Origin of the sequence: Salinarchaeum sp. Harcht-Bsk1 (genome assembly GCF_000403645.1) — an archaeon.
Lineage (GTDB): Archaea > Halobacteriota > Halobacteria > Halobacteriales > Salinarchaeaceae > Salinarchaeum.
This window is the reverse complement of the sequence record NC_021313.1, coordinates 2,285,233-2,300,929: the sequence shown is the minus strand read 5'-3', so window position 1 is coordinate 2,300,929 and position 15,697 is coordinate 2,285,233. Positions and strand designations below refer to the sequence as shown.

The 15,697-nt window shown below is 70.4% G+C and carries 13 protein-coding genes; 1 reads left to right on the top strand and 12 read right to left on the bottom strand.

Annotation, left to right across the window (positions count from 1 at the left end; all coding sequences use genetic code 11):
- Positions 1 to 54: 54 nt before the first annotated feature.
- The 11 genes from L593_RS10470 to L593_RS10420 form a co-directional block, all read right to left on the bottom strand.
- On the bottom strand, positions 55 to 1,224 hold the full coding sequence (locus tag L593_RS10470; RefSeq protein WP_020446936.1) for a bifunctional oligoribonuclease/PAP phosphatase NrnA: 1,170 nt from the start codon (positions 1,222 to 1,224) through the stop codon (positions 55 to 57).
- An 86-nt stretch (positions 1,225 to 1,310) separates the two neighbouring features.
- Complete coding sequence (locus tag L593_RS10465) at positions 1,311 to 2,240, bottom strand: SDR family oxidoreductase (protein ID WP_020446935.1); 930 nt, start codon at positions 2,238 to 2,240, stop codon at positions 1,311 to 1,313.
- A gap of 271 nt (positions 2,241 to 2,511) precedes the next feature.
- Positions 2,512 to 2,946: a DUF5791 family protein gene (locus L593_RS10460; protein WP_020446934.1), complete on the bottom strand. Its 435-nt coding sequence runs from the start codon at positions 2,944 to 2,946 to the stop codon at positions 2,512 to 2,514.
- Positions 2,947 to 2,983: 37 nt separating this feature from the next.
- Positions 2,984 to 6,121 (bottom strand): hypothetical protein, encoded by a 3,138-nt coding sequence (locus L593_RS10455; protein ID WP_144060748.1) that lies wholly within the window; start codon positions 6,119 to 6,121, stop codon positions 2,984 to 2,986.
- A complete protein-coding gene (locus tag L593_RS10450; RefSeq protein WP_144060747.1) occupies positions 6,118 to 7,107 on the bottom strand; it encodes a hypothetical protein in 990 nt (329 codons plus the stop codon). The genes L593_RS10455 and L593_RS10450 overlap by 4 nt, the downstream gene beginning before the upstream one ends.
- Entirely contained in the window at positions 7,104 to 7,574 is a 471-nt protein-coding gene (locus tag L593_RS10445; protein WP_020446931.1) for a hypothetical protein, read from the bottom strand. Before L593_RS10445 ends, L593_RS10450 begins: the two co-directional genes overlap by 4 nt.
- Positions 7,552 to 8,019, bottom strand: coding sequence for a hypothetical protein (locus tag L593_RS10440; RefSeq protein WP_020446930.1), 468 nt, complete (start codon positions 8,017 to 8,019; stop codon positions 7,552 to 7,554). The genes L593_RS10445 and L593_RS10440 overlap by 23 nt, the downstream gene beginning before the upstream one ends.
- An 89-nt stretch (positions 8,020 to 8,108) precedes the next feature.
- Positions 8,109 to 9,815 carry a type II secretion system F family protein gene (locus L593_RS10435; protein ID WP_020446929.1) on the bottom strand — a complete coding sequence of 569 codons (1,707 nt, stop codon included), beginning with the start codon at positions 9,813 to 9,815 and terminating at the stop codon, positions 8,109 to 8,111.
- On the bottom strand, positions 9,809 to 11,854 hold the full coding sequence (locus L593_RS10430) for an ATPase, T2SS/T4P/T4SS family (protein WP_020446928.1): 2,046 nt from the start codon (positions 11,852 to 11,854) through the stop codon (positions 9,809 to 9,811). Before L593_RS10430 ends, L593_RS10435 begins: the two co-directional genes overlap by 7 nt.
- 20 nt (positions 11,855 to 11,874) lie before the next feature.
- Positions 11,875 to 12,381, bottom strand: coding sequence for a hypothetical protein (locus L593_RS10425; RefSeq protein WP_020446927.1), 507 nt, complete (start codon positions 12,379 to 12,381; stop codon positions 11,875 to 11,877).
- Positions 12,378 to 13,397 (bottom strand): hypothetical protein, encoded by a 1,020-nt coding sequence (locus L593_RS10420; protein ID WP_020446926.1) that lies wholly within the window; start codon positions 13,395 to 13,397, stop codon positions 12,378 to 12,380. Before L593_RS10420 ends, L593_RS10425 begins: the two co-directional genes overlap by 4 nt.
- Positions 13,398 to 13,566: 169 nt before the next feature.
- Here L593_RS10420 and L593_RS10415 point away from each other — a divergent pair, with 169 nt between their 5' ends.
- Positions 13,567 to 14,484, top strand: a complete 918-nt coding sequence (locus L593_RS10415) for an MBL fold metallo-hydrolase (protein ID WP_020446925.1) — start codon at positions 13,567 to 13,569, stop codon at positions 14,482 to 14,484.
- Positions 14,485 to 14,538: 54 nt separating this feature from the next.
- Here L593_RS10415 and trmB read toward each other — a convergent pair whose 3' ends face one another.
- Complete coding sequence (gene trmB / locus L593_RS10410) at positions 14,539 to 15,594, bottom strand: HTH-type sugar sensing transcriptional regulator TrmB (protein WP_020446924.1); 1,056 nt, start codon at positions 15,592 to 15,594, stop codon at positions 14,539 to 14,541.
- Between the last annotated feature and the right edge of the window lie 103 nt (positions 15,595 to 15,697).

Sequence of the window (15,697 nt, the reverse complement as noted above, 5' to 3'; positions counted from 1 at the left end):
CGGGAAAAAGGTACGCTCTCCGGCCTGGCAGGGGTAGCACTCGGAGCCGCCGGCTCAGACGTCGCCGCGCAGACAGTCGAACAGCCGCTCGGTCAGTTGGGGGACGTCCATGCCGGCAGAGGGCCCGATCCCCTCCATGTGATCGATCGAGAGCTGACCGCCGCCCATCCGGGCGTGACCGCCGGCGCTCGCCATCGGAACGCTCTCGACGGCCGCCTCCAGCGCCTCGCCCATGTGGACGCGGTCGTCCCGGGAGCGCCCCGAGAGGTGTAGCACCCCGTCGCGCTCGCCCATCACGACGACGGCGCCGACGCCCTCGAGACGCACCAGTTCGTCGGCGGACTGGGGAATCGTGTCGGCGTCGGTGATCTCGCCGACGTGGCTGACCGCGAACGAGCCGTCGATCTGGCGGTTCTGGATCGCCCGCGCCTTGACGTCGAGCGTCTCGGCGGTGACCTCCGGGTCCGCGATGCGTTCGAGCAGGTCGCTGTCGATCGACGGGTAGAGATAGGAGCAGGCGTCGAAATCGGCCTGCGTCGCTCCCTCCGTCAGCCGGTTCGTGTCGGACTGAAGCCCGAACACCAGCCCCGTCGCGAGTGGGGCGTCGACGTACAGTCCGCCGTCCTCCGGCGGCGTGTCCTCCGGGCCGTACCGATCGGCACCGAGGTCCTGGAAGTAGTCCGCGATGATGCTCGCACAGGAGCCGCGCTCGGGCCGCACGTCGGTGAAGCGCGTGCCGACGCCGTTGCCGGGGTGGTGGTCGACGACGGCGATCGGCTCGACGCCTTCCGCGCCCGGGAATCCCCTGGGCACGTTGTGATCGACCAGGACGACGTCGTCGCAGGCGACGTCGGATTTCGCCTCGATCTGTTCGGCCTCGAACTCGAGGACCGTTCGAAAGGCGCGGTTCTCCTGGTGACGGATCTGGCCCGCGTACTGGATGGTCGCGTCGACGCCCGCGAACTCGGCGATCCGCGCGGCGCCCATCGCACACGCCATCGCGTCGGGATCCGGGTTCGGGTGCGTGAGGATCGCCACTTCCTCGCTGCCTGCGAGGGCCTTCTGGAAGCGTTCGCCAGGCGACCGGCGGAACCTGAGGAACGTCCAGGACGTTACGGCGACCACGACCAGCACGACGACTACGGCCGCGGCGATGAGCAGCGGATCGATGCCGGAGACGGCGTCGACCTGCCCGACGACGCCCGCGGCCTGCTCGAACTGCATATACGCCTTCGAATCAGCGAATCAACTAAATCGTTGCCCCGATTCCGAGACATCGCAGGAGGCCGTTACCGACGGACACGACCGGATCACGCACCATAGGCCTCGATCGCCTGCCGATACCCCTCCCGGAACGTCGGATAGGCCAGTTCGTAGCCGACCTCGTGGAGGAGGTCGTTCGAGCAGCGCTTGCTCGTCCGCAGTCGGCGCTCTGCTGGCTCGGAGAGATCGCCTGTAGCGAGCCGCTCCTCGATGGTCCGCTTCTCTGGAGCGGGCTCGCCACACTCCTCGGCGAGCCAGTCCGCGAACGCCCACTTCGAAACCGGCTCGTCGTCGACCGCGAGGAGGACGTCGTTCGGGAGCAGCGGGTCCGGCCACGAGTCGCTATCACCGTCGCGTCGATCCGCGGTCTCCTCCAGCACGAACCGAACGATCCCCGCCGCGTCGTCACGGTGAATCATGTTCAGGTAGCCTTCGGTGACCGGCCCCTCGACGTAGCGCTCCAGCCGGTAGCGATCCGGGCCGTAGAGTCCGGCGAAGCGGACGACGCTCCCGTCCATCCCGTGTTCGGCGGCCACCTCCGTCGCGATCCGCTCGGCCTCCGCGAGCACGGCGGTCTTCTCCGTCGTCGGCTCGATCGGCGTCGTCTCGTCCACCCAGTCGCCGTCGTGGTCGCCGTAGACGCCCGTGCTGGAGGTGTAGAGAAGCTGTTCGGGCGTCGACTCGCGCCCGCCGAAGTGGTCGATCGTCGTCCGGAGCCCGTCGACGTAGATCTCCCTGGCGGCCTCGGCGCCGCGGCCACCAGAACTCGCGATGAAGACCACGGCGTCGACGTCGGGCACCGCCGCGAGCGCGTCGGAGTCCGTGACGTCGACCTGCACCGCGTCGAAACCGGCGTCCTCGATCGTCGCGACGCCCTGCGCCGACCGTCGAACGCCGACGACGTCGTGTCCTCGCTCGACGAGTTGGCGGCCGAGTTCGAGCCCGACGTAGCCGCAGCCGAGGATGGCGACCTGCATGCGCGATCGAATGGCGCGGCGAGGCAAAACGACGGCGGTCGATGCATTCGAGTCCAGGATCCAAGCCCTCGCTTGGCCGGTAGCGTCGACTCGTGCAGCCCACGTTCGGGATCATCGTCGGCTTTCGCTCGTCGGCTCCGCGGTCTACGTCGTCTCGTGCTCCCCGCTTCCGCGGTCAGCGTCGGTTCGCGCTTCCAGCCGCCGTGGTCAGCGTCGGTTCGCGCTTCCCGCCGCCGCAGTCAGCGTCGGTTCGCGCTTCCCGCCGCCGCGGTCAGCGTCGGTTCGCCACGAAGTGCTCGATGCGTGCGTACTCCGCGAGCGTCATCGGTGCGCGGCGTTCGATGCGCTGCTGGATCCCCTTCCCGGAGCGTTCGCCCTCGTACTCAGCGGCGATCGTGTCCACGTCGAGGACGGCCATCGACATCCCGAGCAGGAGGTGGTCGCACGCTTCCGCGTAGATCGCGTCCGCGTCGAGGGCGGAGTCGAGCGCCTGGATCGCGGCCGCGTCCTCGAGGTCGAGTGCGGCTGCCGCACGCTCGGCGTCGCCGTCGACGAGCGCGCGAAGCGTCGCCTCGTCGATCCCGGTGTCGGCAGCGACGTCGTCCACGCCGTGGGCCTCGACGATCGCACCCAGTTCCGTGCAGTACTCTTCGGCGAGTCCGGCGGGCGTCTCGGCGTCGACCGACGTCCGCTCCTCGTGTAGCATCGGCCGGGTGTTCGGCGAGCGCGGGCAAGTGCCTTTCTCACCCTGCCTCGTGCCAGGGATTCGAACACGAGTTCGGACTGGACTGGCCGACGCCACCGGGAGTTTGGGGGCAGTCGGGCCCGCGTCGAGTCGCGTTCCAGCCCGGACTCACGTCGACGAATCCGGTCCCCTCGTTCCCGACGCCACCGCCACCGGTCGGGACGACGACCGCGACGGTGGTGGACGCGTAGAACTGGATCCGGCTCGAAGCGCCGAGGCGCTCCGGACGGCCGTCACCGTCGACATCGACGTGGACCCCGCCGCCGTCCCGGACGTAGCTTAGCTGGCTCCCCCCGCTCGGACCGCCCTGCTCGGCTCGAACCGCGAAGCTCGCGTACGTTCCGTGGACCTCGACGTGCCAGACGTTCGCCGTCGCGTACCACCAGCCAGGGACCGGCGTGACGGGGACGCCCCGCGTCGGGAGGACGGAGAGCCCGGTCGCTCGCCTGATGCGATCCTGCGTCGCGTTGACGATCTGCTCGTTGGCCTGCTCGACGCCCTCCTGGACTGCGCTCTCGACGATCCGTCGGGCTGGCTCGGACGTTGACTCCACCGTGTCCAGCGCGACGTGGGTGCTGTCGTCCGAGAAGTTCTCCGCGACGGCGTCGCGCATCATCGTCTGTGCGCGATCGGCATCCGTCCTGGAGACGCCGTCCCGGCTCCCGGCAACCTCGGCGACCGCCGCCGTCGCGCGCCCGTCGTCGTAGGCGATCACGCGGGTCGCGTCGTCGCTCCACCGATCGAGCGCCTCGGTCACCACCGACGTAGCCGCCTCCTCGTCAAGCGACGTCTCGGCTTCGAGCGCGTCGACCGCCGCGTCGTTGACGTCCTCGAGCCCGCTCCCGACCGCGTCCCGTAGCTCGCTCCGGGGCTGGGCGAGCCCGCCGTCTGCTGCGCGTTCCTCGTCGATGGCGTCGACGCTGCGGAGCGTCCGGGCAGCCATCGGGAGCGGCGCTCGCTCTTCCCGTTCCTCGCCGAACAGGCCGGTGACGAAGTTCGCGATCTTCTGGGTGACGTGATCCGTGGGCAGTGATGCGATCGTCGACGTCCGCACGCCGATCGGGTGGTAGGGATCTCGTGGCGGTGGAACGGTCGTTTCCGTTTCCGCCTCGCGTGAGAGATAGCCCGGACCGGCGTCGACGGTGAGATCCAGATCCGGTGCGGGACGCTGGGCGTCGATCGTCGCCGGTTCGGGCCGCGCGTAGTTCATCCCGACGTCGAGCAGCGCGTCGAGCCCGGCGTCGTGGGAGGCACCGATCTTCTCGGTGACGGACTCGCGGACGCCGCTGGCACCCGAGGATCGCTCGCCGAGACGCCGGAGGACGTGGTCGAGATAGAGTCCTTCTGCGGAGACCACCGCTCGCTCCTCGAGACTGCCGTACTCGGCGGGAATCGAGCGGTACCGCTCGGCGTCGGCACGGATCCGTTCCCGCAGATCGGCGATCGGCGACGCGCCCGTGAGAGCGTGGGTGACGGGTGCCCGGGTCTGCACGTCCCGGATCGCTTCACGATCGGGAATCAGCGCGGCGTACGCCGCCCGCGAGATCGTCTCGGTTGCCTCGTCGTCGGGACTGACGGTGGCGTCGCCGGTGAGTTCGCCGGTCGCTGCGACCGTCCTGGCAATCTCGTCGACGCCACCTCGCTCCGCGAGCAACCGCGTTTCCGCCCGATCGACCAGGGCCTGGTAGCGGTCTCCGTCGGTCGTACCGATCGACCGCTCCGGGATCCAGGACCGCGGGAGTGGTCGGCTCCCGATCGCCAGCCCCACGTCGACCTCGCGGGAGTACCGATCCGCGCCGTTCCGGATCGTTCCGTTCTCGTGTCGGTAGCGGACCGTCTCGATCTCGGTCAGTTCGACCACCCGGGTGTGCTCGCGTTCACGGTACCAGCCCGCCTCGGATTCGGGAAGTCGCGCGTCACCCTCTCTGACGGCCTCGATGACTGGTTCCGTGTCCACGACGCCGACGCGAGTCCAGCCGCTGCCCGTCGGGCGCTCCCGATCGACGAGCGTGCGCTCGTGACGGACGCGTTCGGTGCGCAGCCGTGCGTCGATGGAGGCCGCCGTCTCGGCGTACTCGCGGAGGGCGTACTCCCAGGGCTCGGAGCCCGCGTCGTCGCCGACGGGCGTCGCATCGCCGTTGGACTCGCCGTCGAGAAGGTCCGCGAGCGCTCTGTCGGCCGTGTCGTTCACGCCGACGGTCGTCGAGCGATCCTCGGGCGGGTCGACGGACGGCTCGGCGAACTGCGTCGATTCGTTGTAGGGCAGGGCTGCGTCCCGGAACCCGCCAGCGATCGCACCGACGGCCTGTTCTTCGGCAGCGGCGACCGCTGCTTCGGCGAGCCGGCGTTCGCCCTCGCGATCGGAGTTCCCGAACACCGACCGCTGGACATCGAGCATCGCGAGGTTCGTCACGAGTTCGACGTGCCCGTTCGCGATCACGTCCTCGATCGGGAGGCCGAGGTACTGGCCGTAGCCACGCGTCCAGCCGAGCCCGTAGAGGCCACCGGTCAGCCCCCGACTCAGACTGCCGACCTCGAGCGTCTCGCCGCTGAGCCGATCGTCGAACGTCGTGGTCCGCTCGTGGAGCGTGAGCACCGGGGTCGTGACGTTCACGGAGAGCGTGCGGTGGCGGCGAGCGACGGTCGATTCGTCACGCTGGATCGCGATCGGAACGTCCTCGACCGTAACGGCGACGAGTCCGCGGTCCGTCGCCGAGACGGTCGTCGCCTCGATCGCTGCCCGGGCGCTAGCGGGATCCTCGATCGGCTGGAGCGCGACCGTCGCCGTCGCGTTCCCGACGCGCTGTGTCGTCCCGTCGAGGCGTTCGCGGAGCTCGATCGCGATCAGCAACTCGAGGTAGGAGCGATAGGGCCTGTCCTGATCCAGGACCTCGCCGTAGGTCGTCTCGGCCGGCGTGATCACGGGGTTCGCAGCCGCTCGTGCGCCAGCGTCGCGGACGGCGTCGCGAAGCGTCGTCTCTGCGGCCGCCTCCGCCCGATCCCCTGCGAGAGCCACGTTCTGGTCGATGCGACTGTCGTCGAGCTGGACGGTCGCGACGGCGACCGATCCCAGGAGGAGCAGGACGCCGATCAGGGCGAACGGGACCCGGCCGCGCTCGTCCTCGGCGAGTCTCACGGCGACCACGTCCTGACGGACACGGTGACGATTTCGGGCGCCGCTCGACTCGCGGCGATCTCGGGCGTCTCGTACCCCTCGCAAGCCGCCTGGAACGGCGCGGCGAGTTCGCCTGCGAGAAAGCCGCTCAGGTGGCGAACGTCGTCGTTCAGTGGCAGGCCATCCTGGCGCAAACCGAGCGCGCGTCCAGCCGTAACGTACCGCGTTTCGATCGCCTCGGCGGCGTTGCTCTCTTCGCGCATCGCGATCGCCGTCTGCTCAGGCGGGAACGCGGTGCCGACGGCGCGAGCCGCCAGCACGCCAGCGAGCCCGCGGCAGTCGCCCCGGGCTGTGACGGTCTCGAGCGACGTTCGACGGCCGAACCGGCGGTCGTCGGCGCTCTCGACAGTCTCGAGTTCGGTCCAGGGTGGTGCCGTCGGCGCGAACCAGTCGGGTCGCGCCGCCCCGACGGAGGTGCCAGTACCGACCGGGACTCGCATCGTCGCGGCGTGCACGTCCGCGTCGGCCGGCGGCGATGGGCCGACGACGATGCCGCCGCGGAGCCCGGAACCGGAGAGTGGCCGCCAGCGGGTCCGGACCTGCACCTCGACGTCACCGTCGATCCGCCGGATCGTCCGCCGTGTCGCGTTCCGGACGGCTGCCTCGTGATTCGGAGCGCGTGTGAACGCCTCCCCTCGAAGCTCGGCGTTCGCGACGGTCGTCTCCGCGAGCAGTTCGGTGATCGTCCCGCGGTCCGAGCGGTTGGTGGTCGACGAGTCGGCGTCACCGTCCGCTGTCGGCACGTAGTCGATCGTCGCGATCGAAGTTGCGAGCGTCGTCGTAGTCTCCGCCGCGACGTCGGGATCGGCCCTCGCATCGTCGCCAGTTTGTGGCACGGTATACAGCAGTCCGATCGCGGCACTGACGAGCAAGAGGAAGATCGCAGCGTCGAGGACCGTGCTGATCGCTCGATTCTGGGCGGCGCTCGGCGCAATGCATCGGATCACGATTCCCACACCCAGACAGTGAGTTGCGCCGGGATACGGTTCCGTCCCCAATCGAGTGTAATCGGTCTGGAGGCACTCGCCGCGCCGGGTGGAGCACGTGGACCGAGCGTCCAGACGAAACCGTCGGCATCCGTGATCTCGATACGCACAGTCTCTCCGGGTCGACCGAATCGCTCGGGGAGGACCGATCGATCGCCGTGATCGCTGAACACCCCATCCTCGAGAATCGCAGCTTCCACCCGCTGCATCGTCGCTTCGGCGTTCGTCCCGTCGCGACTCGGCGACTGGTCCGCAGCGACCCCGGCGTAGAGACCGAGCCCGATCGCGATCGCGAGCAGCGCGACCAGGGCCGCGATCGGCTCGGTCTGGCCACGCTGGTCGGCAATCACGGATCCCGCCACCCAGGAACGCACGATCCCGGACTCCCCGGCGTGGACGCTGTCCTCACGCCGTGACGAGCAGGACATTCGAGCCTCCGTAGCTGACTTTCCGGACGACCAGCCGATCACCGGCCGGTTCGACGATCCGTTGCTCCGACCGTGCGGCTTCGACGGCCTCGCCGAACGCCCACTCCGAAGCGAAGACTGACTCCGGCGACGCGCCGAGGGCGACCCGCCGGAGGTCGGTCCCGCGGGGCGCCGCCGCCATTCGGCCGTGATCGATCGTCGCACGCTCGGTGTCCTCGCCCTCCAGGACGAGCCGGTACTCGCCGATCCGAACGCGCTCGGCGTCGATGTCGTGCGTCGCGGTGGCGGGTGGCCGGCTCGAATCGACCTGTTCGATCGTCTCCGCCGCGGCCTCGGCGTTCGATAGCGGTTCGGGCGTCGCGACGACGGCCACGCCCAGCACGGCGAGCGAGACCAGCGAGACGCCGATCCAGACGTACCACGCGTCGATCGGTGGACCAAGCATGGCCCGGGTTCGCCGCGCCTTCCCACCTAAAGGCGTGGACGGCCGGAAGGGGGACGAAACGGACCGGAGGACGCGGACAGGAGCGCAACTCAGAACAGCAATCCCGCACCGAGGAAGCCGACGAGGAACACGACGGTCGCGCTAGTCGTCGCGAGTCCGACTCGGTAGCTCGCGAGCGGCCGATCCAGCCCGTGCTCGATCCCGGTCGCGAGCGTCGTCAGGACCACAGCGAGCAAGAGTACGTACGCGCCGACCGCGATGCCCAGCCCGGCCGTCGGCATGGTCCCGACGGCCTCAGTATCCGCGCCGAAGGCACCCATGCCGTCCGCCAGCGCGACGGTCGCCCCGGCGACGAGTGGTCCGAAGATCGCCGCGGTGTTCCGCAGGGTCCCGGTCAGCCTGGCGAGGGAGTGGCGGGCCTCGCGTTCGACCGACTGGAGATCCTCGAGGTGCCCGGCCATCGCGATAATGGCCTGCCCCGCCGGCGTTCCCTCCTGCGTCGCGAGCGTGAGGAGTTGTGCAGTCGAGTGGACCCGGCGACTCGGCACGGTCGCGAGGGCGCCGTGCTCGCCGCGGAGCGCGACGTCGGGACCAACGCCGAGCACGCGACAGCGCCGAGCAGCGTCGGCCAGGAGATCGCCCGTCGCGTCCGGTAGCTGCTCGGCCGCCAACTCCAGCGCTCGTTCGACCGAGTAGCCGTCGTCGACCCGGCGGCCGATCAGGTAGAGTGCGTCGGGGAGCCCGTTCTCGATGGCGCGGATCTCCTCGCGAACCGCGACGATCGGACGGGCGTAGACGACGAGCGCGACGCCGCCACCGATCCCGCAGAGGGCGATCGCACCGGCCCACTGTCCGATCAGGATCGTCGCGAGGACGGCGCCGATCCCGCCGACAGCGACGCCCGCCAGCGGCCCAGCCCACGGCCGATCCGGCACGTCCGGATGTGACCGGTCGATGGGAGGGGCCGGAAACGCCACGGGCCGTCGCACGAGCAACCAGCCGGCAGCCCCGACGAGGATGGCCGGCAAGACGAGGTCGTAGATCACCACCACGACCGGCAGGGTCACGGGCAATCCAGCGGCTCGCGCTCCGGGGACGACCGCCACGAGCGCGAGTGGCAGGAGGACGCCGAACGCGTAGAGCGCGGTGATCGGACCGCCCATCGAGGTGACGAACGACTGGAGGCGCTCGTGCGTGCCCTCGAGGACGGCTTCGAGCGATCGCTCCAGAGCGCGCTCGCGGCGGGCCGCCCCCGCCGAGCCCGCAGCAGCGAGGAGATGACACGCTCGCGCGAGCGCTGGGAACCACTCGCGCCACTCCGCGGCGAAGCCGTCGAGGCCGGAGCCCGCAGCACCGGCCGTCGCGCGGACGTGTCGCCGGAGACTCGCCGCGAGCGGGCCGTCGCCGGAGTCGGCGGCGAACGCGACGGCGGACTCCGTCGCCGGATCGACCCGCATCCGGAGGATCGCACGGCCGATCAGGTCAGGAGCGGCACCGAGTGCGCGGGACCGACCGAGTGCTGCGAGGGCGATCGGACCGCGGTGGACCGCGTGGACGACCCCGAGTGCGAGGCCGGTCCCGAGGACGAGCGCGATCGGGCGATACGCGGTCGGAGGGAGAAACGCGAAGGGGAGCACGCAGCACGCGACCACCGCTCCAGCGCCGTATCCGGCCCGGACGACGTTGGCCGGTGTGACACCCGCTTCGAGAAAGGAGAGTGCCCGGGCGAGGTCGTCGCTCGCCTCGACGTCCGCCGGATACAGCCGTGCGAGTCCACGGACGGTTCGGGTCAGCACGGCCCATCACCGCGACGAGCGTAGGCCGTCGTGACCGCCGCCGGCGCCGTCGTGCCACGGTCGGCGAGCGAGCCAACAAACTCGGCGCGCGCGTCGATCTGCTCCCGGAGCACGGCGTAGGATTCGCCAGGTCTCGTGAGTGCCTGCAGGAGTCGGCTGTTGCCGCGGTCGATTCGACCGGTCGGAACGAGCCGTGCTCGACCGTCTGTGGCAGACGCGGCTGTCTCGAGTTCGAACAGCGACGCGAACCGGACCCCGTCCTCCCCGCGAATGACCTCCTCGATCGCGGCCACCCTGCGGGCGCGCTCGCCGTCCGGCCGGCGGTAGGACTCGCAGGTGACGACGAGGTCGGTCGCGCCGAAGGACGACTCGGGGACGCCGACGTCTCCGACGACGCGCTCGCGAACGTCCTCCCCGCCGTCGCCGTGGATCGTGCCGAGGACGGTCTCGCCGCTCGCGCCAACCCGCATCGCCTCGTAGAGCACGGCAGCCTCTTCGCCGCGTACCTCGCCGAGGACGATCGCACTCTCCCCGAGCCGGAGGGCCGTCCGGAGGGCTTCGGTCGGCGTCACGCCGGGACCCTCCTCGAGAGTCGTGTGAAGTGGCTGGACGTCGCGGCCGCGATCCTGGTAGGTCGCGACTGGCAGTTCCGGCGTGTCCTCGATCACGATCGATCGCGTCGTCGCGGGCAACTCCCAGAGCAGCGCACCCAGCGCCGTCGTCTTGCCCGCACCTCTCGTGCCCGCGAGCAGCCCGGCAGCGCTCCGTCGGACCGCGACGGAGAGGAGTCCGGCCGCAGCCGGCGGGAGCGTCCCGTTCGCGACGAGCGCCGGGAGCGTGAACGCCTCCTCGCCGCCAGAGCGGAAGGCGAACGCGTGGCCTTCGGTGGCCGGATCGAGGACGCCCGCGACCCGGACCGTCTGCTCGGCGATCTCGGCGGTTGCATCGAGCGTCGGACTCGCTCTGGAGAACGATCGGCCGCTCCGACGTCGGAGCGTCGAGGCGATGGCGCCGACGCCGTCCTCGCCCAGCAGGATATTTGTCCGGAGTTGCTCCCCGTCGGCGACGACCCAGAGTGGAGTACCCGCCGCTGGACCGCTGGCGTAGACGTCGGAGACGGCCGGATCCGCGAAGCAGTCTTCGAGGACGCCGAATCCGCGGGTGTGTTTGCGCAACACCGCGGCGAGTGTGCGCACGTCGGCGTCGTCTGTTCGGGCGGGGTCGGCCGGAGCGGCGTCTGTTCGGGCGGGGTCGGCCGAGCCGTCGTCTGCCGGTCTACCGTCGACCAACGCGTAGCCACGGTCGTGGCCGTCACCGGTAGGGCTGCTGCGGCTGGCAGCCGTCCCGTGCTCCAGTGCGGACCGAACGGCCGCCACTGGTGCGGGCTCGTCGCTCCGCTCGGCCAGGAGTTCGTAGGCGTCCGCCAGGGTGGCGAGCGCCGACTCGTCGAGGTCGCTCTCGGCCGGATCCAGGTGGTAAGTGGCGGCACCCTCGCCAGGCGCGTCGTAAATTCTGACCGTCGCGCCGGTCGGCAGTTCGCGGGCGGTACGAAGCTGGGCGTCCGGGGGCAGCGCGGTCCGCACCCGGGCGTCGGCGACCGACGGGGCGATCGCGGGCTGGAACGGATCGGCATCGTCGTCCCTCACCGCGTCGAGCAGGCCGACCTCGGCCGCAATCGCTGAGATCGGCGGTGCCCGAGCGCCGGCGTCGGCGGCGGCAGCGAGCGGCTCGGTTCTGGCTCGCTCGGCGAGGTCGGGGTCGGCCTCCCGAGCGAGGGCGGCGAAGCGACCGGCGGCGTTCAACAGTCCGACGGCGTCCTCGTCGTAGTAGCGGTCCACGCCCGAGGAGCGGACGCGAATCCGCTCGACGTCGTGGGTACACAGTTCGTCGGCGATCGCCGCTCGGCACGCGGGAGCCGACGCGAGTCGGCCGTCGCAGTCAGTCGCGTCGACGGCGAGCGTCGCGCCGTCGGTGCTCACGGAGCAGGCACATCCGGAATCGAGCCCGGCGCCGAAGAGGCGGTCGAGCAGGTCTTGCATTGCCGGCGTTCGCCCCGGCATCAGTCTTGAACCCCCGGAGGGCCGGTCGCCGAAGCGCGCGTACCGCCGAGTGCACCGTCGCGGACGGCCTCGATGCGAGCGATCACGACGCGGCGCTCGCCCTCGACCCGGACGAGCGCGAGCACCAATTCGTGGGTGCCGGGTTCGCGGAGGACCAGCGGCTCGTCGCCGAGCGTGTGTACGGGGACGGTCCCGCGTAGTTTGCGCTCGCCCCGGCCCTCGACGCGAAAGCTGTAGCGTCGGTCAGTGCTCGATATCCGGACCTCCTCGACCGGCGCTGCCGCGATGCCGTCGGCAGCGAGCGTCACGGACACGGTTCGGCGGGCGCCAGCGGTTCCGGGGACCGCTTCCTCGGAGCGCAACAGCTCGGTCGCGGCCGTATCGATGGCCTCGATGTCTGCCCGGAGCTGGCGCTCGATGCGATCGGCAGCGGCGTCCTCGACCGCCGGCAGCGCCGCCGCGAGCAGGGCGATCGCGAGGAGCACGGTGACGACGACGCGGATCACAGCAGCGAGCGGAGCCGATCGAGCAGCGTCTCGGTGTTCGCGTCGGCCAAGCCGGGATCCTCCTCGGCAGTGCCACGACCGTCGCCGCTCCGGGAGCGATCGGCGTCGGGTTCGTCCACTCCAGACCCTAGTTCGCCCCAGCCGGAGACGCTCGATTGCGACGACGATGCCCGATGGGACCGACGTCCGGGTTCACGGGAAGTCGAATCACCGGGGCTGGAGGAGCCGGTGGCCTCGGGACTGGCCGGCGAGTTCGTCGTCCCCAGTCCCGGCGTCCCGGGCGGCTGGTCGGCTGCTCCCTCGATCGACTCCGTCGACGCGTTCCGTCGATCCAGTGGATCCTCCGACCTGCTGGAGATCGCCACGCCGCCATCGGGTGCGGAGTGCCGGGCGGCCGCGGTGGGAGGCGAATCGGCTGCCGACGGCGGACCCGCCGGGGCGTCCGAACACGTACACTGGCCCGGGGAGTCCGCCACCCTGTCGGGCTCTCGCTCGGAACTGGCGTCTCGTCTGGTCCCAGCGTACACCTGTCCGGTGCCATCGTCAGTAGGATCGACCGGCGCGTCCCCGGCGCCGACCGCTGCGAACTCGTCAAGTGGGTCGCCAGCGGCCGACTTGTCTCCGTCAGCCTGCCGCTCACCGATCCGATCCTCGAGTCCCTCCACCTCGTTCCGGAGGGCCGCCAGCGCTGCGTCCTGTTCGGCGAGGCGCTCTTCGAGGTCGCTGCCGTCGCCCCCGACGCGGGCCTCGAGGTGCTCCACCCGGGATTCGAGCCCGTCGGCCGTCGCGAGCGCGGCGTCCGCCCGCTGTTCGAGTTCCGCGTCGACGCGTTCGATCTCCCCGACGTAGCCCTCGACGGCCTCGACCGCCGCCTCGAGGTCGGCCAGGCGTTCGGCGAACGTCTCGATCCGGTCGGTCGCCTGCTCCGTCGTACCGTCTGCCGCCGCATCCGGATACGCCGCGTCGAGTCTGCGTTCGACAGCGTCGAGTCGCTCAGCGAGGTCGTCCTGGGACATGGTCAGGCGTCGCCGCGGTATCTGGCTTAAAGGTGTGGCGCGAGGCAGCGGACCCAGCCGGATCGGTGGGACCCAGAACGAGTGGCGAGCACAGTCCCGACGCCGAGGCGGCAGGCGCGACCGGGATCCCACCCCCGGACTTTTGGCGATCGGCGGCCCCAGCACGGGTATGGAGCCCGGAGACGTCGCGGCGGTCGAACTCGGGGACTGCGCGGGGATCAGCTACGTCGACACGGGGATGTACGACGTCGCTGGCTACGGTTCGGTGTACGTGATCGACGCGCCCGAACCGGCGGTCGTCGACACCGGCATCGGCGCGGACTACGAGCACGTCCAGGCGGCGATCGAGGCCGCGGGGATCGGCGAGGAGGACCTCGCCGCGATCGCCGTCACGCACGTCCACCTCGATCACGCTGGGGGCGCGGGTCGGCTCGCACGGGACTACCCGAACGCGACGGTCTACGTCCACGAGATCGGGGCCACCCACCTCGTCGATCCGGAACGGCTCGTCGAGGGCACCAAGCGCGCCGTCGGCGACCAGTGGCAGTACTACGCCGATCCGGTGCCGATCCCGGAGGACCGCATCGAGACGCTCACGGACGGCGATCGAATCGACCTCGGCGACCGGGAGCTCGTGGCCCACCACGCGCCAGGCCACGCTCCCCACCAGGTCGTCTACCACTCACCGTCCGACGATGCGGTGTTCACTGCCGACGCGGCGGGGATCTACGTGCCCGAACGCGACGCCGTCGAGCCGACGTCGCCGCCGCCGAACTTCGATCCGGAACAGGCGCTGGCGGACGTCGAGACGATCAGGGACCTCGATCCGTCGGTGCTCTGTTACGCCCACTTCGGGCCCGCACGGACCGCCGACCACCTCGCGGCCTACGAGACAGTGCTCGCCGACTGGGTCGACGCGGTCGCTGCTGCACGCGAGGAGCTTGGCGGCGAGGACGCCAGCGACGAGGCGGTGGTCGACCGACTGCTCGCGTCGGTCGACACCGACGAACTCTGGGGCGAGGAGAAGGCGATGGCCGAGACGGCGATGAACGTCCGGGGCGTCCTGGTCGCGCTCGATCGGTCGTGAGCGGCCGGTGCCGTTCGAGCGACAGCGACGCGGTAGCAGGCCTCGACGCGGGAGCTACTCGATCTCCGGCGGTTCCTCTTTGCCGATCCAGAGTTCGTGGGATTCGATGTCCTCGAGGGTCGCGACCTGGCCGCCGATCGTGACGGTGCCGTCCTCGGTCTCGACCGTGAGGCCAGCGACCTCCTCGGTGTGCTCGAACGTGATCTCGATGACGCGCCCGCGGACGACCCGGGGCTCGCCGGTCAGGACGTCGCGGCCGCGGACGGTGGCGTACAGCGGGCCCTCGACGGTCTGGAGGTCCTTGACGCAGCGACGGATCGAGGCGTAGATTCGGGGGAAGGAGCGGTCAGTCCCGTCGCTGATCAGTTCCTCGCTCGTGGTCCAGAGCACGGTGCCGTAGAAGCCAGAGAGGAGGAAGCCCAGCGCGGAGCGGTTGAAGATGACGCCGTAGCGCTCGCGATCGTCGCGGATCGCGTCCTGGGTGGCGTAGACGGAGTACTCGCCGTCGGCGACGGCGATGACGGGGGTCGTGATCCCGCGGCGGGTTCGGGCGTTCGTACAGACCGTCGTGTAGTCGTACTCGTCGGGGTCCGGTGCCTCGGCACCGGGCGTGACGATCAGGTCGACGCTGACGCCGTGATCGACGGCGCGGCCGAGCTGGGTCTCGAAGCGCTCGAGCAGGGAGGGCGTCAGCGAGAGCGCGAGTTCGTACTCGGCGGATTCGATGACCTCCTCGACGTACCGGAGGATCGTCGCACGGGAGCGAACCAGCGAGACGGCCTCGGTCTCGCGAGCCGGCGCGGTGTACCGGGCCTCGAGTTCGGCGATCATCCGGTCGAGCGAGCTCTCGAGCTCCTCGAAGGCCTCCGCGGGGTCGATCGCGACGACCTTCATCGGACGGGACTCGCGGAGTTCGACGAGCCCGCGGTCGCTGAGGCTGCGGACGGTGTCGTAGACGCGGGGCTGTGGGATGTCCGTTCGCTCTGAGATTTCGCTGGCGGTCAACTCGCCGTGTTCGAGGACGGCGAGGTAGGCGTCGGTGCCGTACTCCCCGAGGTTGAATCGCTCCCCGACCCGTTCGAGCGTCGTGCGCAAGTCGTCTGAGGCCATCGGTTGTGCTGGATTCACACTACCGGTACGTATTTATTGCGGATCGAGTACAACCGTGTTTCGTAAGCCCGTAGTACCCGCTCGACGAGAAACCGCCCGACTG

Bases quoted from the DNA above. Each gene is read 5' to 3' on its own strand.
- L593_RS10470 (WP_020446936.1), bottom strand. From the start codon at position 1,224: ATGCAGTTCGAGCAGGCCGCGGGCGTCGTCGGGCAGGTCGACGCCGTC.
- L593_RS10465 (WP_020446935.1), bottom strand. From the start codon at position 2,240: ATGCAGGTCGCCATCCTCGGCTGCGGCTACGTCGGGCTCGAACTCGGC.
- L593_RS10460 (WP_020446934.1), bottom strand. From the start codon at position 2,946: ATGCTACACGAGGAGCGGACGTCGGTCGACGCCGAGACGCCCGCCGGA.
- L593_RS10445 (WP_020446931.1), bottom strand. From the start codon at position 7,574: ATGTCCTGCTCGTCACGGCGTGAGGACAGCGTCCACGCCGGGGAGTCC.
- L593_RS10440 (WP_020446930.1), bottom strand. From the start codon at position 8,019: ATGCTTGGTCCACCGATCGACGCGTGGTACGTCTGGATCGGCGTCTCG.
- L593_RS10430 (WP_020446928.1), bottom strand. From the start codon at position 11,854: ATGCAAGACCTGCTCGACCGCCTCTTCGGCGCCGGGCTCGATTCCGGA.
- L593_RS10420 (WP_020446926.1), bottom strand. From the start codon at position 13,397: ATGTCCCAGGACGACCTCGCTGAGCGACTCGACGCTGTCGAACGCAGA.
- L593_RS10415 (WP_020446925.1), top strand. From the start codon at position 13,567: ATGGAGCCCGGAGACGTCGCGGCGGTCGAACTCGGGGACTGCGCGGGG.
- trmB (WP_020446924.1), bottom strand. From the start codon at position 15,594: ATGGCCTCAGACGACTTGCGCACGACGCTCGAACGGGTCGGGGAGCGA.